The sequence below is a fragment of the Mesorhizobium sp. M1423 genome (assembly GCF_040317575.1).
Classification (GTDB): Bacteria; Pseudomonadota; Alphaproteobacteria; order Rhizobiales; family Rhizobiaceae; genus Mesorhizobium.
This window is the reverse complement of sequence record NZ_JAMYKU010000010.1, coordinates 167,504-183,737: the sequence shown is the minus strand read 5'-3', so window position 1 is coordinate 183,737 and position 16,234 is coordinate 167,504. Positions and strand designations below refer to the sequence as shown.

Below are 16,234 nucleotides of genomic sequence, written 5' to 3'. Positions count from 1 at the left end.
GCCCTACTCCGCCGCCGACAGCTCGGCCTTGACCTCGTTGAGGATGCGCCGGCCTTCGCCCTCACCGATGCGGGCAATATCGTCCTGGTATTTCAGCAGCACGCCAATCGTGTCGGAAACCGTCTCAGGGTCCAACGCCACCTTGTCGAGTTCGGTCAGCGCGCCGGCCCAGTCGATGGTCTCGGCGACGCCGGGCACCTTGAACAGCTCGATCTGACGCAGCTTCTGGATGAATGAAACGACCTCGGCCGAAAGCCGGCTGTTGGCCTGCGGCACCTTTCGGCGGACGATCTCAAGCTCGCGCTCGGCATTGGGATAATCGACCCAGTGATAAAGGCAGCGCCGCTTCAGCGCGTCGTGGATTTCGCGCGTGCGGTTGGTGGTGATGATGACGATCGGCGGCTCCTCCGCCTTGATGGTGCCGAGTTCGGGCACCGTCACCTGGAAATCGGAAAGGATTTCGAGCAGGAATGCCTCGAAGGCCTCGTCGGTGCGGTCGAGTTCGTCGATCAGGAACACCGGTGCGGCGCCCGCCTTGCCAGTCAGCGCATCGAGCACCGGGCGGCGGATCAGATACTTTTCGGAAAAGACGTTGCGTTCCATGTCGGAGCGGTCGACCTTGCCGGCCGCCTCCTCCATGCGGATTTCGATCATCTGCGCGGCGTAGTTCCACTCGTAGACGGCAGACGAGACATCGAGCCCTTCATAGCATTGCAGGCGGATCAGCCTACGGCCAAGGGCCTCGGCCAGCACCTTGGCGATCTCGGTCTTGCCGACGCCGGCCTCACCCTCAAGGAACAGCGGACGCTTCATGCGCAGCGACAAAAACAGCACAGTCGCCAGCGACCGGTCCGCCACATAATCCGCACCGGTCAACAGATCGAGCGTCTCGTCGATGGTCCGCGGCACGGGGCGCGATTTCAGCTCGGTCATTTGATCTCCGTGGACGCGGCCATCAAAGCCTCTACAGAGCGTGGTAGCTGCGGTCGTGATAGATCAGCGGCCGCAAATTATCGCCGATGCGCAGGCCTGTCACCTTGCCAAAAAGCACACGATGTGTGGCCAGATCCTTGGTGTCGATCAGCTCGCAGTCGAAGACGGCGAGCGCGCCCTTCAACGTCGGCGCACCGGTCGAGATGACGTCCCATTCGGCCAATGCGAAACGCTCCTCGACCGGCAGGCCGGTGATGCCGGAAAAGCCGATCGACAGCGGCTCCTGATCCGAAGCCAGCGTGTTCAGGGCAAATTTGCCGTTTTTCACAAACGGCTCGTTCTTGGGATTTTCACGATTGAGGCAGACCAGGATGGTCGGCGGTGTGTCCGACACCGAGCAGGCCGCGATCACCGTCGCGCCACGCTTGCCGGCCGGGCCATCCGTGGTGACCACATGCACATGGCCGGCAAAATGGGCCATAGCGTCGCGGTAGGCCTGCGGCCCGATTTCATTCTTCTTCAGCACCGATGATTTTCCGTTAGTCAGAACCAGCCGTTATATATGACCGCATATTGCATGCCACAAGCGAAGTGCTTGAGCTATATCCCGAATTCGCGTGTTGCGCCAAAGCTGGCCAGCCTTTAGGTCTTGACGGCATTGGCGCCGGCAAAACACGCGATCGGCGCGGAGGAATTCTTCGCTCGCATGCGACCTTGGACAACCACGATAGCGGTGCTGGCCTGGCTCTCGCTCGCCGGTAGTGCGAGTGCCGAGACGCTGCTGATCGGCGTCGCGGCGCCTTTGTCGGGGCCGTCGGCGATCCTCGGCAAACAGATCGAGGCAGGCGCGACAATGGCGGCTGAAGCGAGTGATACCGAGATCAGGACGATCGATGACGCCTGCACGGCCGCTGGCGGCGTTGCCGCCGCGTGGGAATTCGCCGCGGCCAAGGTCAAGGTCGTCATCGGTTTTCTGTGCACCGACGCAATCGAGGCGGCTCTGCCGATCCTCAAGGATGCCGACATCCCGGTGATCACCGTCGGCGTGCGCACGGAAAGCCTGACCGACCGGCGCGCCAAGACGGGATGGCCGATCTATCGTCTCGGGCCGCGCGGCGACGACGAGCGCAATGCCGTCGCCGCCACCCTCACCCGCCTATGGCAGAACGAGCTGTTCGCTATCGTCGACGATGGCACGATCTATGGCCGCGAAATGGCCGAGACGTTTCGGTCTGCCGCCGAGCAGGCGGCATTGAAGCCAGTGTTCGTCGACACGTTCCGGCCGCAGCTCGACAACCAGATCGGCCTGATCGGCCGACTGAAGAAAGCCGGCGCAACGCATGTCTTTGCCGGCGGTGACGGCGATGATGTCGCCATTATGGGCCGCGACGCCGGCCAGCTCGATACCGGCATGGTGTTTGCCGGCGGTGAAGCGCTGCGCGCGCCGCTCGGCGACGTGCCTTACGCCGTCGGCACGCTAATGATCGCGCCGCCCGAATGGGTTGACGTCGCCGACCCCAAGGTGCTGCAAAGCTTTGCCGCACAAAACATCGTGCCAGATGGTTATACGCTGCCCGCCTATGCCGCGGTCGAGATCGCCCGCGAGGCCTTTGCGGCTTCCGAAACCTCCGGCAAAAGCCTGGCTGACCTGCTTACTGGACATGACTTCACTACGGCGATCGGGCCGATCCGCTTTGACGAGAAAGGCGACCTGACGCAAAATCCTTATCGCGCCTACCGTTTCGACGGCGGCCGTTTCGTGCGGGCGGAGAGCCAATAATGTTCCATACCGGTCCGCGCAATCTCATCACCGACGTTGCCGGCTTGCGGGTTGGCAATGCGGCGAATGCCAAGCTGAAATCCGGTGTGACCACCGTCATCTGCGACGAACCGGCCGTGGCCGGCGTGCAAATCCTGGGCGGTGCGCCGGGCACCCGCGAAACCGACCTGCTCGAGCCGCACAATTCAATCCATGCCATCCACGCCGTGGTGCTTTCGGGCGGTTCGGCCTTTGGCCTCGACGCCGCGTCGGGGGTACAGGCGGCATTGCGCGAAAGAGGCATCGGCGTCGAGGTCGGCGGCTTTCGCGTGCCGATCGTGCCGGCGGCGATCCTGTTCGACCTGCGCAATGGCGGCGACAAGGATTGGGGCCGGTATCCGCCTTACCGCGACCTCGGCTACGAAGCCGCGCAAGCCGCCGCGATAGACTTTGCGCTCGGCACCGCCGGCGCGGGTGCCGGCGCGCTGAGCTCCGGTCTGAAGGGCGGGCTCGGCTCGGCCTCGACAATGCTGGACAGCGGCGTCACCATCGGCGCGCTCGCCGCCGTCAACCCGACCGGCTCGGTGACGGTCGCCGGGACCCGCCATTTCTGGGCGGCACCGTTCGAGATCGGCGACGAGTTCGGCGGCTTAGGCTATCCTCACCCGATGCCTGACGGTGCCAGAAAGATCCTGCTGAAGTTCCGTGACAAGCATGCCGCAGAGCAGGCGGAAACCGGCGCCAACACGACCATCGCCGTGATCGCCACTGATGCGGTCCTCACCAAGGCCGCCGCCAAACGCCTGGCGATATCAGCGCATGACGGCTTTGTCCGTGCCATTTGGCCGACGCACACGCCCGCCGACGGCGATCTGGTCTTCGCGCTGGCAACGGGCAAGAGCGGCATCGAGCTCGGGCCCAACGATGCAATCGATCTCTACGCAGCTGCCGGCGCGACGATGGCGCGCGCCATCAGCCGCGGCGTCTTTGCCGCGACGCCGGCCGAGGGCGATCTCTTCCCGGTCTGGTCGTCGCGCTGAACGCGCCGACGCTCATTCGGTGAGCAGTAGTCAGACTGGACTATGATCAGGTGGGGTCGGATTTTTCTTCCTCGAACGTGACCGCAACATCCGAGTTTGCCGACAGGCGCACCTTCTGGCCCTCGACCTCGGCGACGAGGCTGAGAGGAATGAAGTGGTGATGGCCCCTGTGAGCGCCCTCGCCGCTGTCGCGCTTGGTCAGCTTGATGCGATCCCCGTCGACCTTGTCGACGGTGCCGACATGGACGCCGTCGGCGCCGATCACTTCCATACGTTCGCGGATCTTGGCTGCATCGGTCATGGGGGTCTCCCTTAGGGCGCCGCGCGTCCTTTGGACGCGCAAAGGATGCTCTAAACATTTTGAATCAATGCATCGTGCCTTACGAAAATCGATTCTGATTTTAGGAAGGCACGATGCGGTGAAGCTGCCGACAATAACAAACGACAGCCGGATTGGATGCATCGACTTCGTGTTTCAGTTAGCACGATCTTTTGACAGCATCGTGATAGGGAATTTAACGACGTCGACTGCCTGAACGGAAAGCCCCATGCGAAATCTTGCCCTGTTTGCCGTCTGCCTGTTCGCCCAGCTTGCAACTTTGGTCGCCGCCTACGCAGGCGATGTCGCCGAGCTTGAGATCCTCGGCTTCAGCCGTGACGGCGGCATCTTCGCCTTCGAAGAATATGGCGTCCAGGAAGGATCGGGATTCCCGTATGCCAACCGCTATTACATCAACACGGCCGACGACAATTTTCTCAAGGGCTCGCCGATCCGTATCCGGCTCGACCACGAGAATGCCACCGTGGACGCAGCGCGGCTGCAGGCCCGGCAAAAGGGCGAAGCGATCGTCAGTCAGGCGGAACTCACGGCAAATCGCGGCATCACCGCCGGCTTCAACCCGGTGACCGAGCTTTCTGCCGACCGCTTCCGCATGGTGGTCAATCCGCGCCCGATCTTTTCGCCGGTCGACGAACCGCTCGAGTTCCGGCTCGACCAGATCGGCATGAACGACACCGAACGCTGCCAGAGCCAGGGCGAGATCAATGGCTTTCGCCTGCTGCGCATCGAAGCGAGAGACGGCGGCCTGACGAGGATTATTCACGAGGACAAATCGATCCCGCAAAGCAGAGGCTGTCCGAATGGGTACCAGATCGGCGCGGTCCAGACATTTTCGCTGGATAGCCTCAGCGCCTATGCCGTGCTGATCGCGGTGCGCCAATACGGCTTCGAAGGGCCGGACTATCGCTGGATCGCGGTAACCGGTCGCCTGTGACGTTCCCCGCCATGCGCTATCGCGCTCTGCGCCGTCTCCGCCGCTCCTTGCCGCCGCTGCGCACCGCTTTTGTCGGTGCCTTGTTGTGGGCCATGGCGATGGGCGCCAGCGCGCTGCTCAATCTGCAGCTGTACGATTGGGAGACCCCGGCGAAGGTCCGCTTCGTCTCGCTGCTTTATGCTGCCGGCGGCGCGCTGGCCTTCCCGGTTGGGCTGTTTCTGGCGCGACTCGTCTCCCTCGGACGCAACTGGGAGATCGCCCTCGCTGCCGCCTTCGTCTGCCTTCTCACCGTGACTATCGCCTTCACCGGCGGCCTCTTTGGGCTGCAATACCGCTCCTACTATGTCCAATGGCATGCGCCCGCGCTCACCATCACCTGGGTTTTCCAGTTCGTGTTCACGATGTTGACGGCGCTCTACCAGTTCGTCGTCCTCGGCATCCGGCTGTATTTTCCGCTCGGTTTCATTGCGCTGGCTGTCGCCAGTGTCTGGTTTGCGCGCCAGCAACGTTGAGCATTTTGCTTGCCTCTGTTAGGACGCGGGCAAATGCTCTTGCAAGTCAGGACCGACTGATGATCCCTCGCTACTCCCGGCCGGAAATGGTGGCCATCTGGTCGCCCGAAACCCGGTTCCGCATCTGGTTCGAGATCGAGGCCTACGCCTGCGACGCATTGGCCGAGCTCGGCGTCATCCCGAAGGAGGCCGCCAAGACCATTTGGGAGAAAGGCGGGGCGGCGAAATTCGATGTCGAAGCCATCGACGAGATCGAACGCCTCACCAAGCACGACGTCATCGCCTTTCTCACCCATCTTGCCGAATTCGTCGGGCCGGATGCCCGCTTCATCCATCAGGGCATGACATCCTCCGACGTTCTCGACACCTGTTTTGCCGTGCAGCTCACCCGGGCCAGCGACATCCTCCTGGCCGACATTGACGGGCTGCTTGCGGCGCTCAAGCGCCGCGCCTTCGAGCACAAGGACACGATTACCATCGGCCGCAGCCACGGCATCCATGCCGAGCCGACCACTTTCGGCATCAAGCTGGCGCAGGCCTATGCCGAATTCTCGCGTTGCCGCGAGAGGCTGGTGCACGCACGCGAGGACATCGCCACCTGCGCCATCTCGGGTGCGGTCGGCACCTTCGCCAATATCGACCCTTATGTCGAAGAATACGTGGCCAAGAAACTTGGGCTGAAGCCCGAGCCGGTGTCGACGCAGGTGATCCCGCGCGACCGCCATGCGATGTTCTTCGCCACGCTCGGCGTCATCGCCTCGTCGATCGAGCGGCTGGCGATCGAGATGCGCCATCTGCAGCGCACCGAGGTACTGGAGGCGGAGGAGTATTTTTCGCCCGGACAAAAGGGCTCGTCGGCGATGCCGCACAAGCGCAACCCGGTGCTGACCGAGAACCTCACCGGCCTTGCTCGCATGGTGCGCTCCTTCGCGCTGCCGGCAATGGAGAATGTGGCGCTGTGGCACGAGCGCGACATCTCGCACTCGTCGGTCGAGCGCATGATCGGGCCCGACGCGACGGTGACGCTCGATTTCGCGCTGTCACGGCTGACCAGCGTCATCGACAAACTGCTAGTCTACCCCGACAACATGCTGAAGAACATGAACAAGTTCCGCGGCCTCGTGCATTCGCAGCGCGTGCTGCTGGCGCTGACGCAAGCCGGCATTTCGCGTGAGGAAGCCTACCGGCTGGTGCAGCGCAATGCCATGAAGGTGTGGGAGCAAGGCGCTGATTTCCTTGAGGAACTTTTGGCCGACAAGGACGTTGTTGCAGCCCTGCCTGAGGCCGAGATCCGCGAGAAATTCGACTTGGGCTATCATACCAAGCATGTCGACACGATCTTCAGCCGAGTGTTCGGAGAAGCCTGATGATTTCGGCGGCCGGAGATTTCGATTTTCTTGCCCTGCCCGGCCGCGGCAATTCCGGACCGGATCATTGGATGTCGCATTGGTGCAGGGTGCTCCCCAATTCGAGCCGCGTGCTGCAGGCAGAGTGGGACCGGCCGAAGCCTGAAGACTGGATCGGCCAGGTGGATGCTGCGGTGGCCGCCGCACCGCGCCGCATCGTGCTGCTTGCACATTCGCTGGCAGTGGCGACGGCGGTGAAGTGGGCTTCCGGGGCCAGTCAAAGCCAGCTCGACAAGGTCGCGGCGGCGTTCCTGGTCGCCGCGACCAATGTCGAGGATACCGATCCCTCATTCGACGCGGTGCGCCCGTTCGCGCCGATGCCGCTGAAGCGCCTGCCCTTCCCGGCATTGGTGGTGGCGAGCCGCAGCGACCCGCGCGTCACCTTCGACAAGGCGACCGCTTTTGCCGCAGCCTGGGGCGCGGATATCGCCGATGCCGGCGATCTCGGCCATATGGGAAACGAGGCCCGCCTGGGCGTATGGCCAGCGGGCCTGCTGATGCTAGGACGCTTACTCGAGAAGGCTAACCTCTAGCCTACGCCTTACCGGGAACCGTCCTTATCACTGTGCCCCACGGATCCTCGCGGGTAGTGTCGCTCGCGGCATTGTCCGAACGCATCTCGACCCAGGCCAGGCCGGAGCGGGAGGGATCTCGGCGACCGGCACCCGGGCTCTGCCACGCATTTGCGCCAATGTGGTGATGATAGCCGCCGGACGACAGGAACACCGCCGCGCCACCATATTTTGCCACCGTGTCGAAACCGAACTCCTGGTGCCACCATGCTTCGGCTTCTTCCGGCCTGCCGACCCGCAAATGGACGTGGCCGATAATGCTGTTTTCCGGCGCGCCCTGCCAGCCGGTGTCGCCGGCCGGCACTTCGGCAACCACCGAAGGGATGTTCAGCCGCTCCGTCGCCATCGCGATCTTGTCGCCGTTCCATTTCCAGTCCTGCGGACGGCGGTCGGCATAGATCTCGATGCCGTTGCCTTCCGGGTCGGTCAGATAAAGCGCCTCGCTGACCAGATGATCGGACGCGCCCTCGATGCCAATCTTGCCGGCGATGGCGTGATTGATCCAGCGGCCGAGATCGGCCCGACTGGGTAGTAGGAAGGCGGTGTGGAAAAGACCAGCGCTGCGCGGGTCATCCGGTTTCGCAGCCGGATCCGCTTCGATGTCGAGCAAAGGACGATTGACTGCGCCGAGCGTGATCGTGCCGCCGGAGCGGCTCAGTTCCTGCAAACCGACGACTTTGCGATAGTAGGCAGCGAGATTTTCTGCATGGCGCGCCCGCAAGCCGACGCGGGCAACGCTGACCGGGGTCGTCGCGGCAAAAGGCAGTTCGCTCATCAAAGTGCTCCGTTCAGGCGGCGCTCGACAAGCTTCCAACAGAAGAACCCGGCGCCATCAATCATTCTACGCCGTGTCCGTGCCAAAATCTCGGAACAGCCATTCTTTCCCGGCGACAGATCGTCGATCGCGATCGTTCACACAAGAGTGCAAGAAGCGAACATGGTGTTCACAATTGCGAGCAGAACCGGGCTCGTGAGAGGCCGTTTGCGTGTCGCTGTTGAGTTTATACCCGGTTGCACCCGACAGCGCCTCTCGCTACATGCGCGCCATGAAAGTCAGGGAAGCAGATATTCTCATCGTGCCGGGCTACACCAATTCCGGCCCCGATCATTGGCAGAGCCGCTGGCAGTCGAAACTATCGACAGCGCGCCGCGTCGAACAGGCGGAATGGTCGAAGCCGGTGCGCGAGGATTGGACGGCCGGTGTCGCCAAGGCGGTCAACGAGGCCGAGCGGCCGGTCGTCATCGTCGCTCACTCGCTTGGCGTCGCCGCGGTCATCCAGGCATTGCCTCGGTTCGAGCGGCCGGTCGCCGGCGCCTTCTTCGTGGCGCCGCCCGATGTCGCCAATCCCAAGATAAAGCCGAGGCACCTGATGACCTTCGGCCCCTATCCGCGCGACCCGCTGCCATTTCCGTCGGTGGTGATCGCCAGCCGCAACGACCCGTTTTGCGCCTTCGGCGTCGCCGAGGACATTGCCGCGGCCTGGGGCTCGCTGTTCATCGACGCCGGCGATGCCGGCCATCTCAACGCGGATTCCGGCTTTGGGCCCTGGCCCGAAGGGTCGATGACCTTCGCGAAATTCCTGACGGATCTCTAGGAAGCGATCGAATCCCTGACGCTGCTCAGCAGGGTCTTTGCCCCAAGCGAAATCAGCGAATGCTCGGAACCCATCGCCAGCAGCCGGTAACCCATCGACACCACGCGACCGGCGATGGCCGGTTCCATCACATAGATCGCCGCATGCTTGCCGGCCTTGCGGGTGCGCTGGGCGATCGAGGCGACGGTCTCCATCATGCTCTCCAGCGTCGAACTGACGGTGGTTCCCTTCGACCAGGCGATCGAGAAATCCGACGGGCCGAGGAAGATCCCGTCGATACCCGGCGTGTCGAGAATGCCGTCGAGTGCATCAAGCGCGGCGCGCGTTTCGACCATGGCGAACGCCATGGTGCGCTGGTTACTGTCGCGCAGCCAGTCGGCATAATCGCCCTTGCCATGGCGCGGAAAGGCATAGGTCGGCCCCCAGGAGCGCTCGCCGAGCGGCGGGTATTTCATGGCGGCGGCAAACAGCTTTGCGTCCGCCACTGAATTCACCATCGGCGCGATCACCGCCTCGGCGCCGAAGTCAAGCGCGCGGCTGGCCATGTCGAAGCGGCCGACCGGGATGCGCACCAGCGCCGGCTTGTTGGCCGCCAGCACCGGCACAAGCCCGCGCAGCACGCTGTCCTCGTGATGGCCACCATGCTGCATGTCGAGCGTAACCGCGTCGAATCCTTGTCTGGCCAATATCTCGACAGTCAGGGCATCCGGCACACCGGACCATGCGGTGAACAGCGTTTCGTCGGCCACTAGGCGTGACTTCAGGGACATTGGTGATTTCCTCTTTGCTTGCAGCAATTCAGCCGGAAATGACCGCAAAGGCAAAGAAAAACCGCCCGGTTAGGCCGGGCGGTCGATTGGTCCAGCATTCGATCGATGTCGGTGGAAGGATCAGGTGTTCTTGATCTGCTCGATCGCCTGCGCCATCAATTCATCCATGGTGCGGCGGATCTGATGGTCCGACTGGTCGATGCCAGCCGCATCGAAATCCTTGCGTATCTTGCGGAAAACGTCGTGATCGCCGGCTTCCTCTATGTCGCTGACGACCACTTCCCTGGCATAAGCGTCGGCATCGGCGCCGGATTTGCCGAGCTTTTCGGCAGCCCACAGGCCGAGCGCTCTATTGCGGCGTGCCGCAGCCTTGAACCGAAGTTCCTCGTCGAATGCGAATTTGCGCTCGAAGCCCTCTTCGCGGTCTTTCATGCTGCTCATGGCATCCCTCCGTGAAATCCGATTCGTTGGGTCAATATGTGTTGCCGGAGCACAAACCAAAAGGGCGTCGGCCGGTCAATATGCTACATTGCCTGCTGCGCTGCGGCATTTCGGTCCCGAAAGCGGTTGATTGAAAGGATTTGCCGATTGAGCAAACAGTGCGATTGGGATAGACACCGGCATTGAACCCCACCGTCGCCATCTTATTTTAGGCAGACGGACAGGAACTGGTCGCTTGCCGCCTGCCCGCAAATCCAGAGAAAAATCAGATGAAAAATCGCCGCCGCATTTATGAAGGCAAGGCCAAGATCCTTTATGAGGGACCGGAGCCTGGCACGCTGATCCAGTTCTTCAAGGACGACGCCACCGCTTTCAACAAGAAGAAGCATGAAATCGTCGATGGCAAAGGCGTGCTCAACAACCGCATTTCCGAGCACATCTTCAATCATCTCAACCGGATGGGCATTCCGACCCACTTCATCCGCCGGCTTAACATGCGCGAGCAGCTGATCAAGGAAGTCGAGATCATCCCGCTCGAAGTGGTGGTACGCAACGTCGCCGCCGGCTCGCTGGCCAAGCGCCTCGGCATCGAGGAAGGCACCGTGCTGCCGCGCTCGATCATCGAATTCTATTACAAGGCCGATGCGCTCGACGATCCGATGGTCTCGGAAGAGCACATCACCGCCTTCGGCTGGGCGAGCCCGCAGGAGATCGACGACGTCATGGCGCTGGCCATCCGCGTCAACGACTTCCTTTCCGGCCTGTTCATGGGTGTCGGCATCCAGCTCGTCGACTTCAAGATCGAATGCGGCCGCCTGTTCGAAGGCGACATGATGCGCATCGTCGTCGCCGACGAGATCTCGCCGGACTCCTGCCGGCTGTGGGACGTGGCGACGCAGGATAAGCTCGACAAGGACCGCTTCCGCCGCGACATGGGCGGGCTCGTCGAAGCCTATCAGGAAGTTGCCCGCCGCCTCGGCATCATGAACGAGAATGAGCCGCCGCGTCCGGCCGGACCGGTGCTCGTCGCATCGACCGACGGCGTCAAAGGCAAGCCGCACTGATGGCTTGCCCGCTCAACAGGTGAACAGGAGCATGTCCAGCGTGATCAAGGCCCGCATTACCGTAACCCTCAAAAGCGGCGTGCTAGACCCGCAAGGCAAGGCAATCGAGCATGCGCTGTCCGGAATGGGTTTCGGCGGCGTCGGTCAGGTGCGGCAAGGCAAGGTTTTCGATATCGAGCTTGCCGAGGGCGACAAGGCCAAGGCCGAGGCCGATCTGAAAGCCATGTGCGACAAGCTTCTGGCGAATACGGTGATTGAGAATTATAGTGTGGCCATTACCTGAGGTTGTGCCGGAGGGTAGATGGCTGAGATTGATGGAAGCCTGATTTTTGAGGTCCTCAAATCCATTCAGCCGCGGCTGGACAGGATGGATTTGACACTTGGCGAGGTAAAGTCCGAGTTGGGTTCGATCCGTGGTCATCTCGTCGCCACCGAGGGCGATGTGAAGAATATTTACGGCGTGCTGGCGCGGCAGGACGACCGTCTCGAACATATCGAACGCCGCCTAGAATTGCGCGAACTCGCGGAAGCCCAGAGGCCCTACGAACCAAAATGAAATCAGCCGTCGTCCTGCTCCCCGGCCTTAATCGCGACCGTGACATGATCGCGGCGCTGACCAAGATTTCCGGCACGCCGCCGGTCACCGTCTGGCAGACCGACACTGAAATTCCCGACGTCGACCTGATCGCCATTCCCGGCGGCTTTTCCTTTGGCGATTATCTGCGCTGCGGCGCTATTGCCGCGCGCATGCCGGTAATGCGGGCTGTGGCCGAGAAGGCGGCCAAGGGCGTCACGGTCATCGGCGTCTGCAACGGCTTCCAGATCCTGGTCGAGGCCGGCCTGTTGCCGGGTGCATTGATGCGCAACACCTCGCTGAAATTCGTCTGCCGGCAAGTCAAGCTGCAGATCGCCAATGCCAACTCGATGTTCACCAGCCGCTATCAGCCGGGCCAGGTCATCCGCGCGCCGGTGGCGCATCATGACGGCAATTATTTTGCCGATGCCGAAACGCTGGCCCGCCTCGAAGGCGAAGGCCAGGTGGTGTTCCGCTACGCCGAAGGCACCAATCCCAACGGCTCGATCAACGACATTGCCGGCATCGTCAACGGCCGTGGCAATGTGCTCGGCCTGATGCCGCATCCCGAGAACCTGATCGAAGCGGCGCATGGCGGCAGCGACGGCCGGGCGCTGTTCGAAAGCGCGCTGGGCATCGCCGCTTGATGCATTCAATTTTCCTCCTGGAGCGACGGTCATGAAACTCTATTCGCGACCGCTGTCGCCCTATTCGTCGATCGTGCGGGCGCTGGCCTACATCAAGAACGTGCCGCTCAAGGTCATTGCACCGCCGCCGGGATTTCCCATCCCCGAAGCCTTTCGTTCCATCTCCCCGCTCAACCGGATTCCAGTGCTGATCACCGGCTCGGGCGAAACGATCGTCGAATCGGTGGTCATTGCCGAATATCTGGAGGAACGCTTTCCCGAGCCAGCGCTGCTGCCCAAGGATTCGAAAGACCGGGCGTTGGTGCGCATGTTCGCCCGCATCACCGACCTTGACGTGCTCGCCCCAACGATGAAGCTGTTCGAGCTCTATTTCGTGCCGCAGCGCAACGAGGCGGACATCAAGGCACAGTTCGCCCGATTGCATCACGGGCTTGCGGCAATCGAGGCCCGCATGGCGCATGGCCCGTTCGCGCTCGGCGACGACATCTCCTTCGCCGATGCGTGGCTGACGCCGACCCGCTTCGTCTTCAACAATTTCAGGGCGACGATCGGCCGCCCCGACCTGCTTGACGCCCATCCGAAATTCGATGCCTATGAGCAAATCGCCTTGCAGCATCCGGCGCTGTCGCGCGTCTGGGGTGAGATGACAGACGGTCTGAAGATCTTTCTGTCAGAACTCGAGATGGGCGCCGCTTGACCATGCGATCGACACTCGCCAGCCTCGCCCTCGCCGCTGCCGCCGGTCTTGTACTCGCCTCCTGCCAGTCAAGCCCGAAGAGCACGCCGGCGCCGGCAGGCAAGAGCGCGTCACTGCTTGCCATGGAGCAGGTGGCAATAGCTGCCCACAAATGCTGGATCGCCAGCAAGGACCCTGCCTTCAAATCCTATCAGATGGCCAACGAGCTGAATTCGTTCAGCGGCACGCCGCGCTTCCTGCTGGTGCCGGCCAAACATTATGGCGGAAAGCCGTTGCTGGTCGTGCAGGCGCAAGGCAATTCGAGCCGCGTCGACGTGTTCGGCCCATTGATGGCGGAACCGCTCGGCGGCCGCATCGGCTCGGACATTGCCCGCTGGCAGGCGGGCAATCCGGCCTGTGGCGCTGCTGCCTAGCCCAATGGGTCGCTTGCTGCAGATCACCGGTCTGGTCGTCGGCCTGGCCGGGCTCGTCCTGCAGCTCTGCATCACCGTCCCGGCATCAATGGAAGCCGGCCGCGGCTTTGTCGGCTCGCTGGTCTTCTATTTCAGCTTCTTCACCATCCTGACCAACATCGGCGCGGTGCTCGTCCATGCCTCGTTGCTGTCGTCGACGGGTTATGCCTGGTTTCCGGCCTTTGCCGGGCCACGGATAGGGGCGGGCGTAGCCGTCGCCATAAGCCTGGTCCTCATTATCTACGCCACGGTCCTGGCGCAGCTTTGGCAGCCGCAAGGGCTGTTCCTGCTCTGCGACGTGCTCCTGCACTATGTGACGCCGGTGGTGTTCGTGCTGTGGTGGCTTGTGGCGGGCGCCGACGGCTCGACGCGATGGCGTGACATCTCGTGGTGGATGATCTATCCGATCGCCTATCTGGCCTACGCGCTGCTGCGGGCGCCGATCGTCGGCGAAGTACCCTATCCATTCCTCGACGTCTCCAAACACGGGGCGGCCAGCGTCGCCGTCTCGGCTCTGGCCATCACCGGGCTTTTTCTGGTTCTGTGTATCGTGGCCGTGCTTGTGGACCACGGCGTATCGAGGCTCAGGGCGGCGGGCGTCCGCTAAAGTGCGGTGACTCAACCCTCAGTCCCAGAACGGCCTGAGGCCCTCACGATGGGCATCACAACGCGTAATGCCTATGTCCTTGAGCTGGTCGTCGGTCATCTCGAGCAGGACCAGCCGGCTGCGCCGACGATCCATTAGCCTGCCAATCCATCTCGCGAAGGATCCGAGCGTACGCACCAGCCGACTAACATAGGTTGGCCGGCCTAACGGAGGCGCCACCTGCATCTGCAATTCAGCCCTAACGGGGCGGATTGTCTCTATTGTAGCCATTTTCTTTCTGCCAAAACTTCGGATTGTACCCTTCTCGCCGCCGATCTGATATGTATTGACTCACATCCTGGTGCAATGTAAAAAATTGTCACCATGACAACTTGGCTTCCAGATCTTACCGCGGGTACCGGCCCGCTCTATCAGCGGCTTGCCGATTCCATCGAGACGGACATCGACCGCGGCCTGATCGGTGCAGGGGCAAAGCTGCCGCCGCAGCGCGATCTGGCATACGACATCGGCACGACCGTCGGCACCGTCGGCAGGGCCTATCAATTGCTGCGCGAGCGGGGATTGGTCAGCGGCGAGGTGGGCCGCGGAACCTATGTTCTCGCTCAGCAGTCGGAAAGCGCAAAGCCGGATTTCCTGGAGCCGGTCGAACAAGGCACGCGCTATATGGATGCGCCCGGCGACAAGATGCGCTTCGATAGCACCGCCGCTCCGGATGTCGGCCAGGGTGCCATCGTCGCCGATGTGTTGACACGCACGGCGCAAGACCATCCGCATGAGATTTCAAGCTACACGCGTGATTTCCCGGACCGCTGGTTCGAGGCCGGCAGGCGCTGGCTGTCGCGCAATTCCTATCGCCCGGCGGCGGATGCCATTGTCCCCACGCTCGGCACCCACGCCGCGGTGATGGCAACAATTGCGGGGCTCACCGCCCCCGGCGACTATGTCGTCTTCGAGCACCTCACCTATTCGCAGATCTCCCGCAGCGCCGGCCTGATCGGTCGCCGGACCGCACTGGTGGCGGCTGACGACGAGGGCATCGATCCCCAGGATTTCGAGCGCGTCTGCGCACAAAAGCACCCGAAGATGATGTTTTTGATGCCGACGGCCAAAAACCCGACGCTGACAACGCTGTCGGCATCGCGCCGCGAGGCAATCGCGCATGTCGCCCGTCAATATAACGTCGTCTTGATCGAGGACGATCTCTATGGCGGACTGACCGACGACCCGACGCCTTTACTGGCCGAATATGCTCCCGAACGGACCATCGTTGCCGGCGGCCTGTCGAAATCGGTCGCGGCGGGTGTTCGCGGCGGTTGGCTCGCTTGCCCGCCGGCCTATCGTCACCGCATCCGGGTTGCCCATAAGATGATGACGGGCGGCCTGCCCTTTCTGCTGGCGGAGGTGGGCAGCCGGCTGGTGTTGTCCGGTCAGGCCGCCGAGATGCGCAAGCGCAGCATTGCCGAGATCGGTGCGCGCATCGCGATCGTGCGCGAGACACTCGACGGCTTCGACTTCAAGGCGCTGGATAATGTGCCGTTCGTCTGGCTCACTTTGCCGGACCCATGGCTTTCCGGCACTTTCAAACAGGCTTGCCTCGAACATGGCGTGCTCATCGACGACGAGGACGAGTTCAAGGCGGGGCGTTCCGAACAGGCCTTTCACGGCGTGCGGTTTGGCATCTCGCAGCCGCGACAGCGGGACGATATTGCGCACGGCGTCGCTGTGATCCGGCGGCTTCTGGACGAAGGCCGCGCCGGCTACGACAGCTTTTCCTGAACCGGCTTGAAACCGGCGGGTCGAGTGGCGATCTTCCGCTACTTGCGGCAAGCTGTTGCTTTCCGTCGTTTTAGTCATCCGACGGGGTGTATCGGCTGCAAAGCTTGCGATAAGA

At 62.4% G+C, this 16,234-nt stretch carries 22 protein-coding genes; 15 read left to right on the top strand and 7 right to left on the bottom strand.

Translation table 11 applies throughout. From position 1 onward, the window contains the following. Positions 1-3 precede the first annotated feature (3 nt). Positions 4-933, bottom strand: coding sequence for an AAA family ATPase (locus NKG95_RS15440; protein ID WP_352495809.1), 930 nt, complete (start codon positions 931-933; stop codon positions 4-6). 31 nt (positions 934-964) lie between these two features. Beyond that, positions 965-1,459, bottom strand: coding sequence for a flavin reductase (locus NKG95_RS15435; protein ID WP_352587690.1), 495 nt, complete (start codon positions 1,457-1,459; stop codon positions 965-967). A gap of 180 nt (positions 1,460-1,639) precedes the next feature. Here NKG95_RS15435 and NKG95_RS15430 point away from each other — a divergent pair, with 180 nt between their 5' ends. Beyond that, positions 1,640-2,713, top strand: a complete 1,074-nt coding sequence (locus NKG95_RS15430; protein WP_353041347.1) for a branched-chain amino acid ABC transporter substrate-binding protein — start codon at positions 1,640-1,642, stop codon at positions 2,711-2,713. Continuing rightward, on the top strand, positions 2,713-3,732 hold the full coding sequence (locus NKG95_RS15425) for a P1 family peptidase (protein WP_352481167.1): 1,020 nt from the start codon (positions 2,713-2,715) through the stop codon (positions 3,730-3,732). The genes NKG95_RS15430 and NKG95_RS15425 overlap by 1 nt, the downstream gene beginning before the upstream one ends. A gap of 46 nt (positions 3,733-3,778) precedes the next feature. Here NKG95_RS15425 and NKG95_RS15420 read toward each other — a convergent pair whose 3' ends face one another. Beyond that, positions 3,779-4,033 carry a DUF2171 domain-containing protein gene (locus NKG95_RS15420; RefSeq protein ID WP_254817658.1) on the bottom strand — a complete coding sequence of 85 codons (255 nt, stop codon included), beginning with the start codon at positions 4,031-4,033 and terminating at the stop codon, positions 3,779-3,781. A 247-nt stretch (positions 4,034-4,280) separates the two neighbouring features. Here NKG95_RS15420 and NKG95_RS15415 point away from each other — a divergent pair, with 247 nt between their 5' ends. The 4 genes from NKG95_RS15415 to NKG95_RS15400 are packed head-to-tail and all read left to right on the top strand — an operon-like array spanning position 4,281 to position 7,457. Next, a complete protein-coding gene (locus tag NKG95_RS15415) occupies positions 4,281-5,006 on the top strand; it encodes a DUF2259 domain-containing protein (RefSeq protein WP_353041345.1) in 726 nt (241 codons plus the stop codon). Positions 5,007-5,017: 11 nt separating this feature from the next. Continuing rightward, positions 5,018-5,518: a hypothetical protein gene (locus tag NKG95_RS15410; RefSeq protein WP_031193518.1), complete on the top strand. Its 501-nt coding sequence runs from the start codon at positions 5,018-5,020 to the stop codon at positions 5,516-5,518. Positions 5,519-5,577: 59 nt separating this feature from the next. Further along, the gene (purB, locus tag NKG95_RS15405; protein WP_353041343.1) at positions 5,578-6,885 is read left to right on the top strand and encodes an adenylosuccinate lyase; all 1,308 of its coding nucleotides are present in this window, start codon (positions 5,578-5,580) and stop codon (positions 6,883-6,885) included. After that, positions 6,885-7,457: an RBBP9/YdeN family alpha/beta hydrolase gene (locus NKG95_RS15400; RefSeq protein WP_023717394.1), complete on the top strand. Its 573-nt coding sequence runs from the start codon at positions 6,885-6,887 to the stop codon at positions 7,455-7,457. Before purB ends, NKG95_RS15400 begins: the two co-directional genes overlap by 1 nt. A gap of 1 nt (position 7,458) precedes the next feature. Here NKG95_RS15400 and NKG95_RS15395 read toward each other — a convergent pair whose 3' ends face one another. Beyond that, a complete protein-coding gene (locus NKG95_RS15395) occupies positions 7,459-8,271 on the bottom strand; it encodes a VOC family protein (RefSeq protein WP_023717393.1) in 813 nt (270 codons plus the stop codon). A gap of 271 nt (positions 8,272-8,542) precedes the next feature. On the opposite strand from NKG95_RS15395, the gene NKG95_RS15390 reads away from it, so the two are divergent. Continuing rightward, positions 8,543-9,091, top strand: coding sequence for an RBBP9/YdeN family alpha/beta hydrolase (locus NKG95_RS15390; RefSeq protein ID WP_353041379.1), 549 nt, complete (start codon positions 8,543-8,545; stop codon positions 9,089-9,091). Here the strand turns inward: NKG95_RS15390 and NKG95_RS15385 are convergent. Next, positions 9,088-9,861 carry an HpcH/HpaI aldolase family protein gene (locus NKG95_RS15385; RefSeq protein WP_353041342.1) on the bottom strand — a complete coding sequence of 258 codons (774 nt, stop codon included), beginning with the start codon at positions 9,859-9,861 and terminating at the stop codon, positions 9,088-9,090. The genes NKG95_RS15390 and NKG95_RS15385 overlap by 4 nt on opposite strands. 120 nt (positions 9,862-9,981) lie before the next feature. After that, a complete protein-coding gene (locus NKG95_RS15380; protein WP_023674726.1) occupies positions 9,982-10,302 on the bottom strand; it encodes a DUF1476 domain-containing protein in 321 nt (106 codons plus the stop codon). Between the two features lie 269 nt (positions 10,303-10,571). Between NKG95_RS15380 and purC the strand changes: the two genes are divergently transcribed. From purC to NKG95_RS15345, 7 genes are read left to right on the top strand one after another with little or no spacing between them, the layout of a single operon-like run. After that, entirely contained in the window at positions 10,572-11,366 is a 795-nt protein-coding gene (purC, locus tag NKG95_RS15375) for a phosphoribosylaminoimidazolesuccinocarboxamide synthase (protein WP_023674725.1), read from the top strand. A 40-nt stretch (positions 11,367-11,406) separates the two neighbouring features. Then, a complete protein-coding gene (gene purS, locus NKG95_RS15370; RefSeq protein ID WP_353041378.1) occupies positions 11,407-11,649 on the top strand; it encodes a phosphoribosylformylglycinamidine synthase subunit PurS in 243 nt (80 codons plus the stop codon). A gap of 18 nt (positions 11,650-11,667) precedes the next feature. Beyond that, on the top strand, positions 11,668-11,922 hold the full coding sequence (locus NKG95_RS15365; protein ID WP_353041341.1) for a hypothetical protein: 255 nt from the start codon (positions 11,668-11,670) through the stop codon (positions 11,920-11,922). Further along, complete coding sequence (gene purQ / locus NKG95_RS15360; RefSeq protein ID WP_352817470.1) at positions 11,919-12,587, top strand: phosphoribosylformylglycinamidine synthase subunit PurQ; 669 nt, start codon at positions 11,919-11,921, stop codon at positions 12,585-12,587. The genes NKG95_RS15365 and purQ overlap by 4 nt, the downstream gene beginning before the upstream one ends. Before the next feature lie 31 nt (positions 12,588-12,618). After that, positions 12,619-13,284, top strand: a complete 666-nt coding sequence (locus NKG95_RS15355; RefSeq protein WP_352817467.1) for a glutathione S-transferase family protein — start codon at positions 12,619-12,621, stop codon at positions 13,282-13,284. A gap of 2 nt (positions 13,285-13,286) precedes the next feature. Beyond that, entirely contained in the window at positions 13,287-13,697 is a 411-nt protein-coding gene (locus NKG95_RS15350; protein WP_352860923.1) for a hypothetical protein, read from the top strand. A gap of 4 nt (positions 13,698-13,701) precedes the next feature. Then, entirely contained in the window at positions 13,702-14,343 is a 642-nt protein-coding gene (locus NKG95_RS15345; protein WP_023717384.1) for a Pr6Pr family membrane protein, read from the top strand. Positions 14,344-14,361: 18 nt separating this feature from the next. On the opposite strand, the gene NKG95_RS15340 is transcribed toward NKG95_RS15345, so the two are convergent. Then, positions 14,362-14,568, bottom strand: coding sequence for a DUF1127 domain-containing protein (locus NKG95_RS15340; protein ID WP_353022699.1), 207 nt, complete (start codon positions 14,566-14,568; stop codon positions 14,362-14,364). Positions 14,569-14,706: 138 nt separating this feature from the next. Between NKG95_RS15340 and NKG95_RS15335 the strand changes: the two genes are divergently transcribed. Further along, the gene (locus NKG95_RS15335) at positions 14,707-16,119 is read left to right on the top strand and encodes an aminotransferase-like domain-containing protein (protein ID WP_023717382.1); all 1,413 of its coding nucleotides are present in this window, start codon (positions 14,707-14,709) and stop codon (positions 16,117-16,119) included. Positions 16,120-16,234 lie beyond the last annotated feature (115 nt).

What these genes read in the sequence shown, in the direction of transcription:
- NKG95_RS15440 (WP_352495809.1), bottom strand. Translation starts at nt 933, where the DNA reads ATGACCGAGCTGAAATCGCGCCCCGTGCCGCGGACCATCGACGAGACG.
- NKG95_RS15430 (WP_353041347.1), top strand. Translation starts at nt 1,640, where the DNA reads ATGCGACCTTGGACAACCACGATAGCGGTGCTGGCCTGGCTCTCGCTC.
- NKG95_RS15425 (WP_352481167.1), top strand. Translation starts at nt 2,713, where the DNA reads ATGTTCCATACCGGTCCGCGCAATCTCATCACCGACGTTGCCGGCTTG.
- NKG95_RS15420 (WP_254817658.1), bottom strand. Translation starts at nt 4,033, where the DNA reads ATGACCGATGCAGCCAAGATCCGCGAACGTATGGAAGTGATCGGCGCC.
- NKG95_RS15415 (WP_353041345.1), top strand. Translation starts at nt 4,281, where the DNA reads ATGCGAAATCTTGCCCTGTTTGCCGTCTGCCTGTTCGCCCAGCTTGCA.
- NKG95_RS15410 (WP_031193518.1), top strand. Translation starts at nt 5,018, where the DNA reads ATGCGCTATCGCGCTCTGCGCCGTCTCCGCCGCTCCTTGCCGCCGCTG.
- purB (WP_353041343.1), top strand. Translation starts at nt 5,578, where the DNA reads ATGATCCCTCGCTACTCCCGGCCGGAAATGGTGGCCATCTGGTCGCCC.
- NKG95_RS15400 (WP_023717394.1), top strand. Translation starts at nt 6,885, where the DNA reads ATGATTTCGGCGGCCGGAGATTTCGATTTTCTTGCCCTGCCCGGCCGC.
- NKG95_RS15395 (WP_023717393.1), bottom strand. Translation starts at nt 8,271, where the DNA reads ATGAGCGAACTGCCTTTTGCCGCGACGACCCCGGTCAGCGTTGCCCGC.
- NKG95_RS15390 (WP_353041379.1), top strand. Translation starts at nt 8,543, where the DNA reads ATGAAAGTCAGGGAAGCAGATATTCTCATCGTGCCGGGCTACACCAAT.
- NKG95_RS15385 (WP_353041342.1), bottom strand. Translation starts at nt 9,861, where the DNA reads ATGTCCCTGAAGTCACGCCTAGTGGCCGACGAAACGCTGTTCACCGCA.
- NKG95_RS15380 (WP_023674726.1), bottom strand. Translation starts at nt 10,302, where the DNA reads ATGAGCAGCATGAAAGACCGCGAAGAGGGCTTCGAGCGCAAATTCGCA.
- purC (WP_023674725.1), top strand. Translation starts at nt 10,572, where the DNA reads ATGAAAAATCGCCGCCGCATTTATGAAGGCAAGGCCAAGATCCTTTAT.
- NKG95_RS15365 (WP_353041341.1), top strand. Translation starts at nt 11,668, where the DNA reads ATGGCTGAGATTGATGGAAGCCTGATTTTTGAGGTCCTCAAATCCATT.
- purQ (WP_352817470.1), top strand. Translation starts at nt 11,919, where the DNA reads ATGAAATCAGCCGTCGTCCTGCTCCCCGGCCTTAATCGCGACCGTGAC.
- NKG95_RS15355 (WP_352817467.1), top strand. Translation starts at nt 12,619, where the DNA reads ATGAAACTCTATTCGCGACCGCTGTCGCCCTATTCGTCGATCGTGCGG.
- NKG95_RS15350 (WP_352860923.1), top strand. Translation starts at nt 13,287, where the DNA reads ATGCGATCGACACTCGCCAGCCTCGCCCTCGCCGCTGCCGCCGGTCTT.
- NKG95_RS15345 (WP_023717384.1), top strand. Translation starts at nt 13,702, where the DNA reads ATGGGTCGCTTGCTGCAGATCACCGGTCTGGTCGTCGGCCTGGCCGGG.
- NKG95_RS15340 (WP_353022699.1), bottom strand. Translation starts at nt 14,568, where the DNA reads ATGCAGGTGGCGCCTCCGTTAGGCCGGCCAACCTATGTTAGTCGGCTG.
- NKG95_RS15335 (WP_023717382.1), top strand. Translation starts at nt 14,707, where the DNA reads ATGACAACTTGGCTTCCAGATCTTACCGCGGGTACCGGCCCGCTCTAT.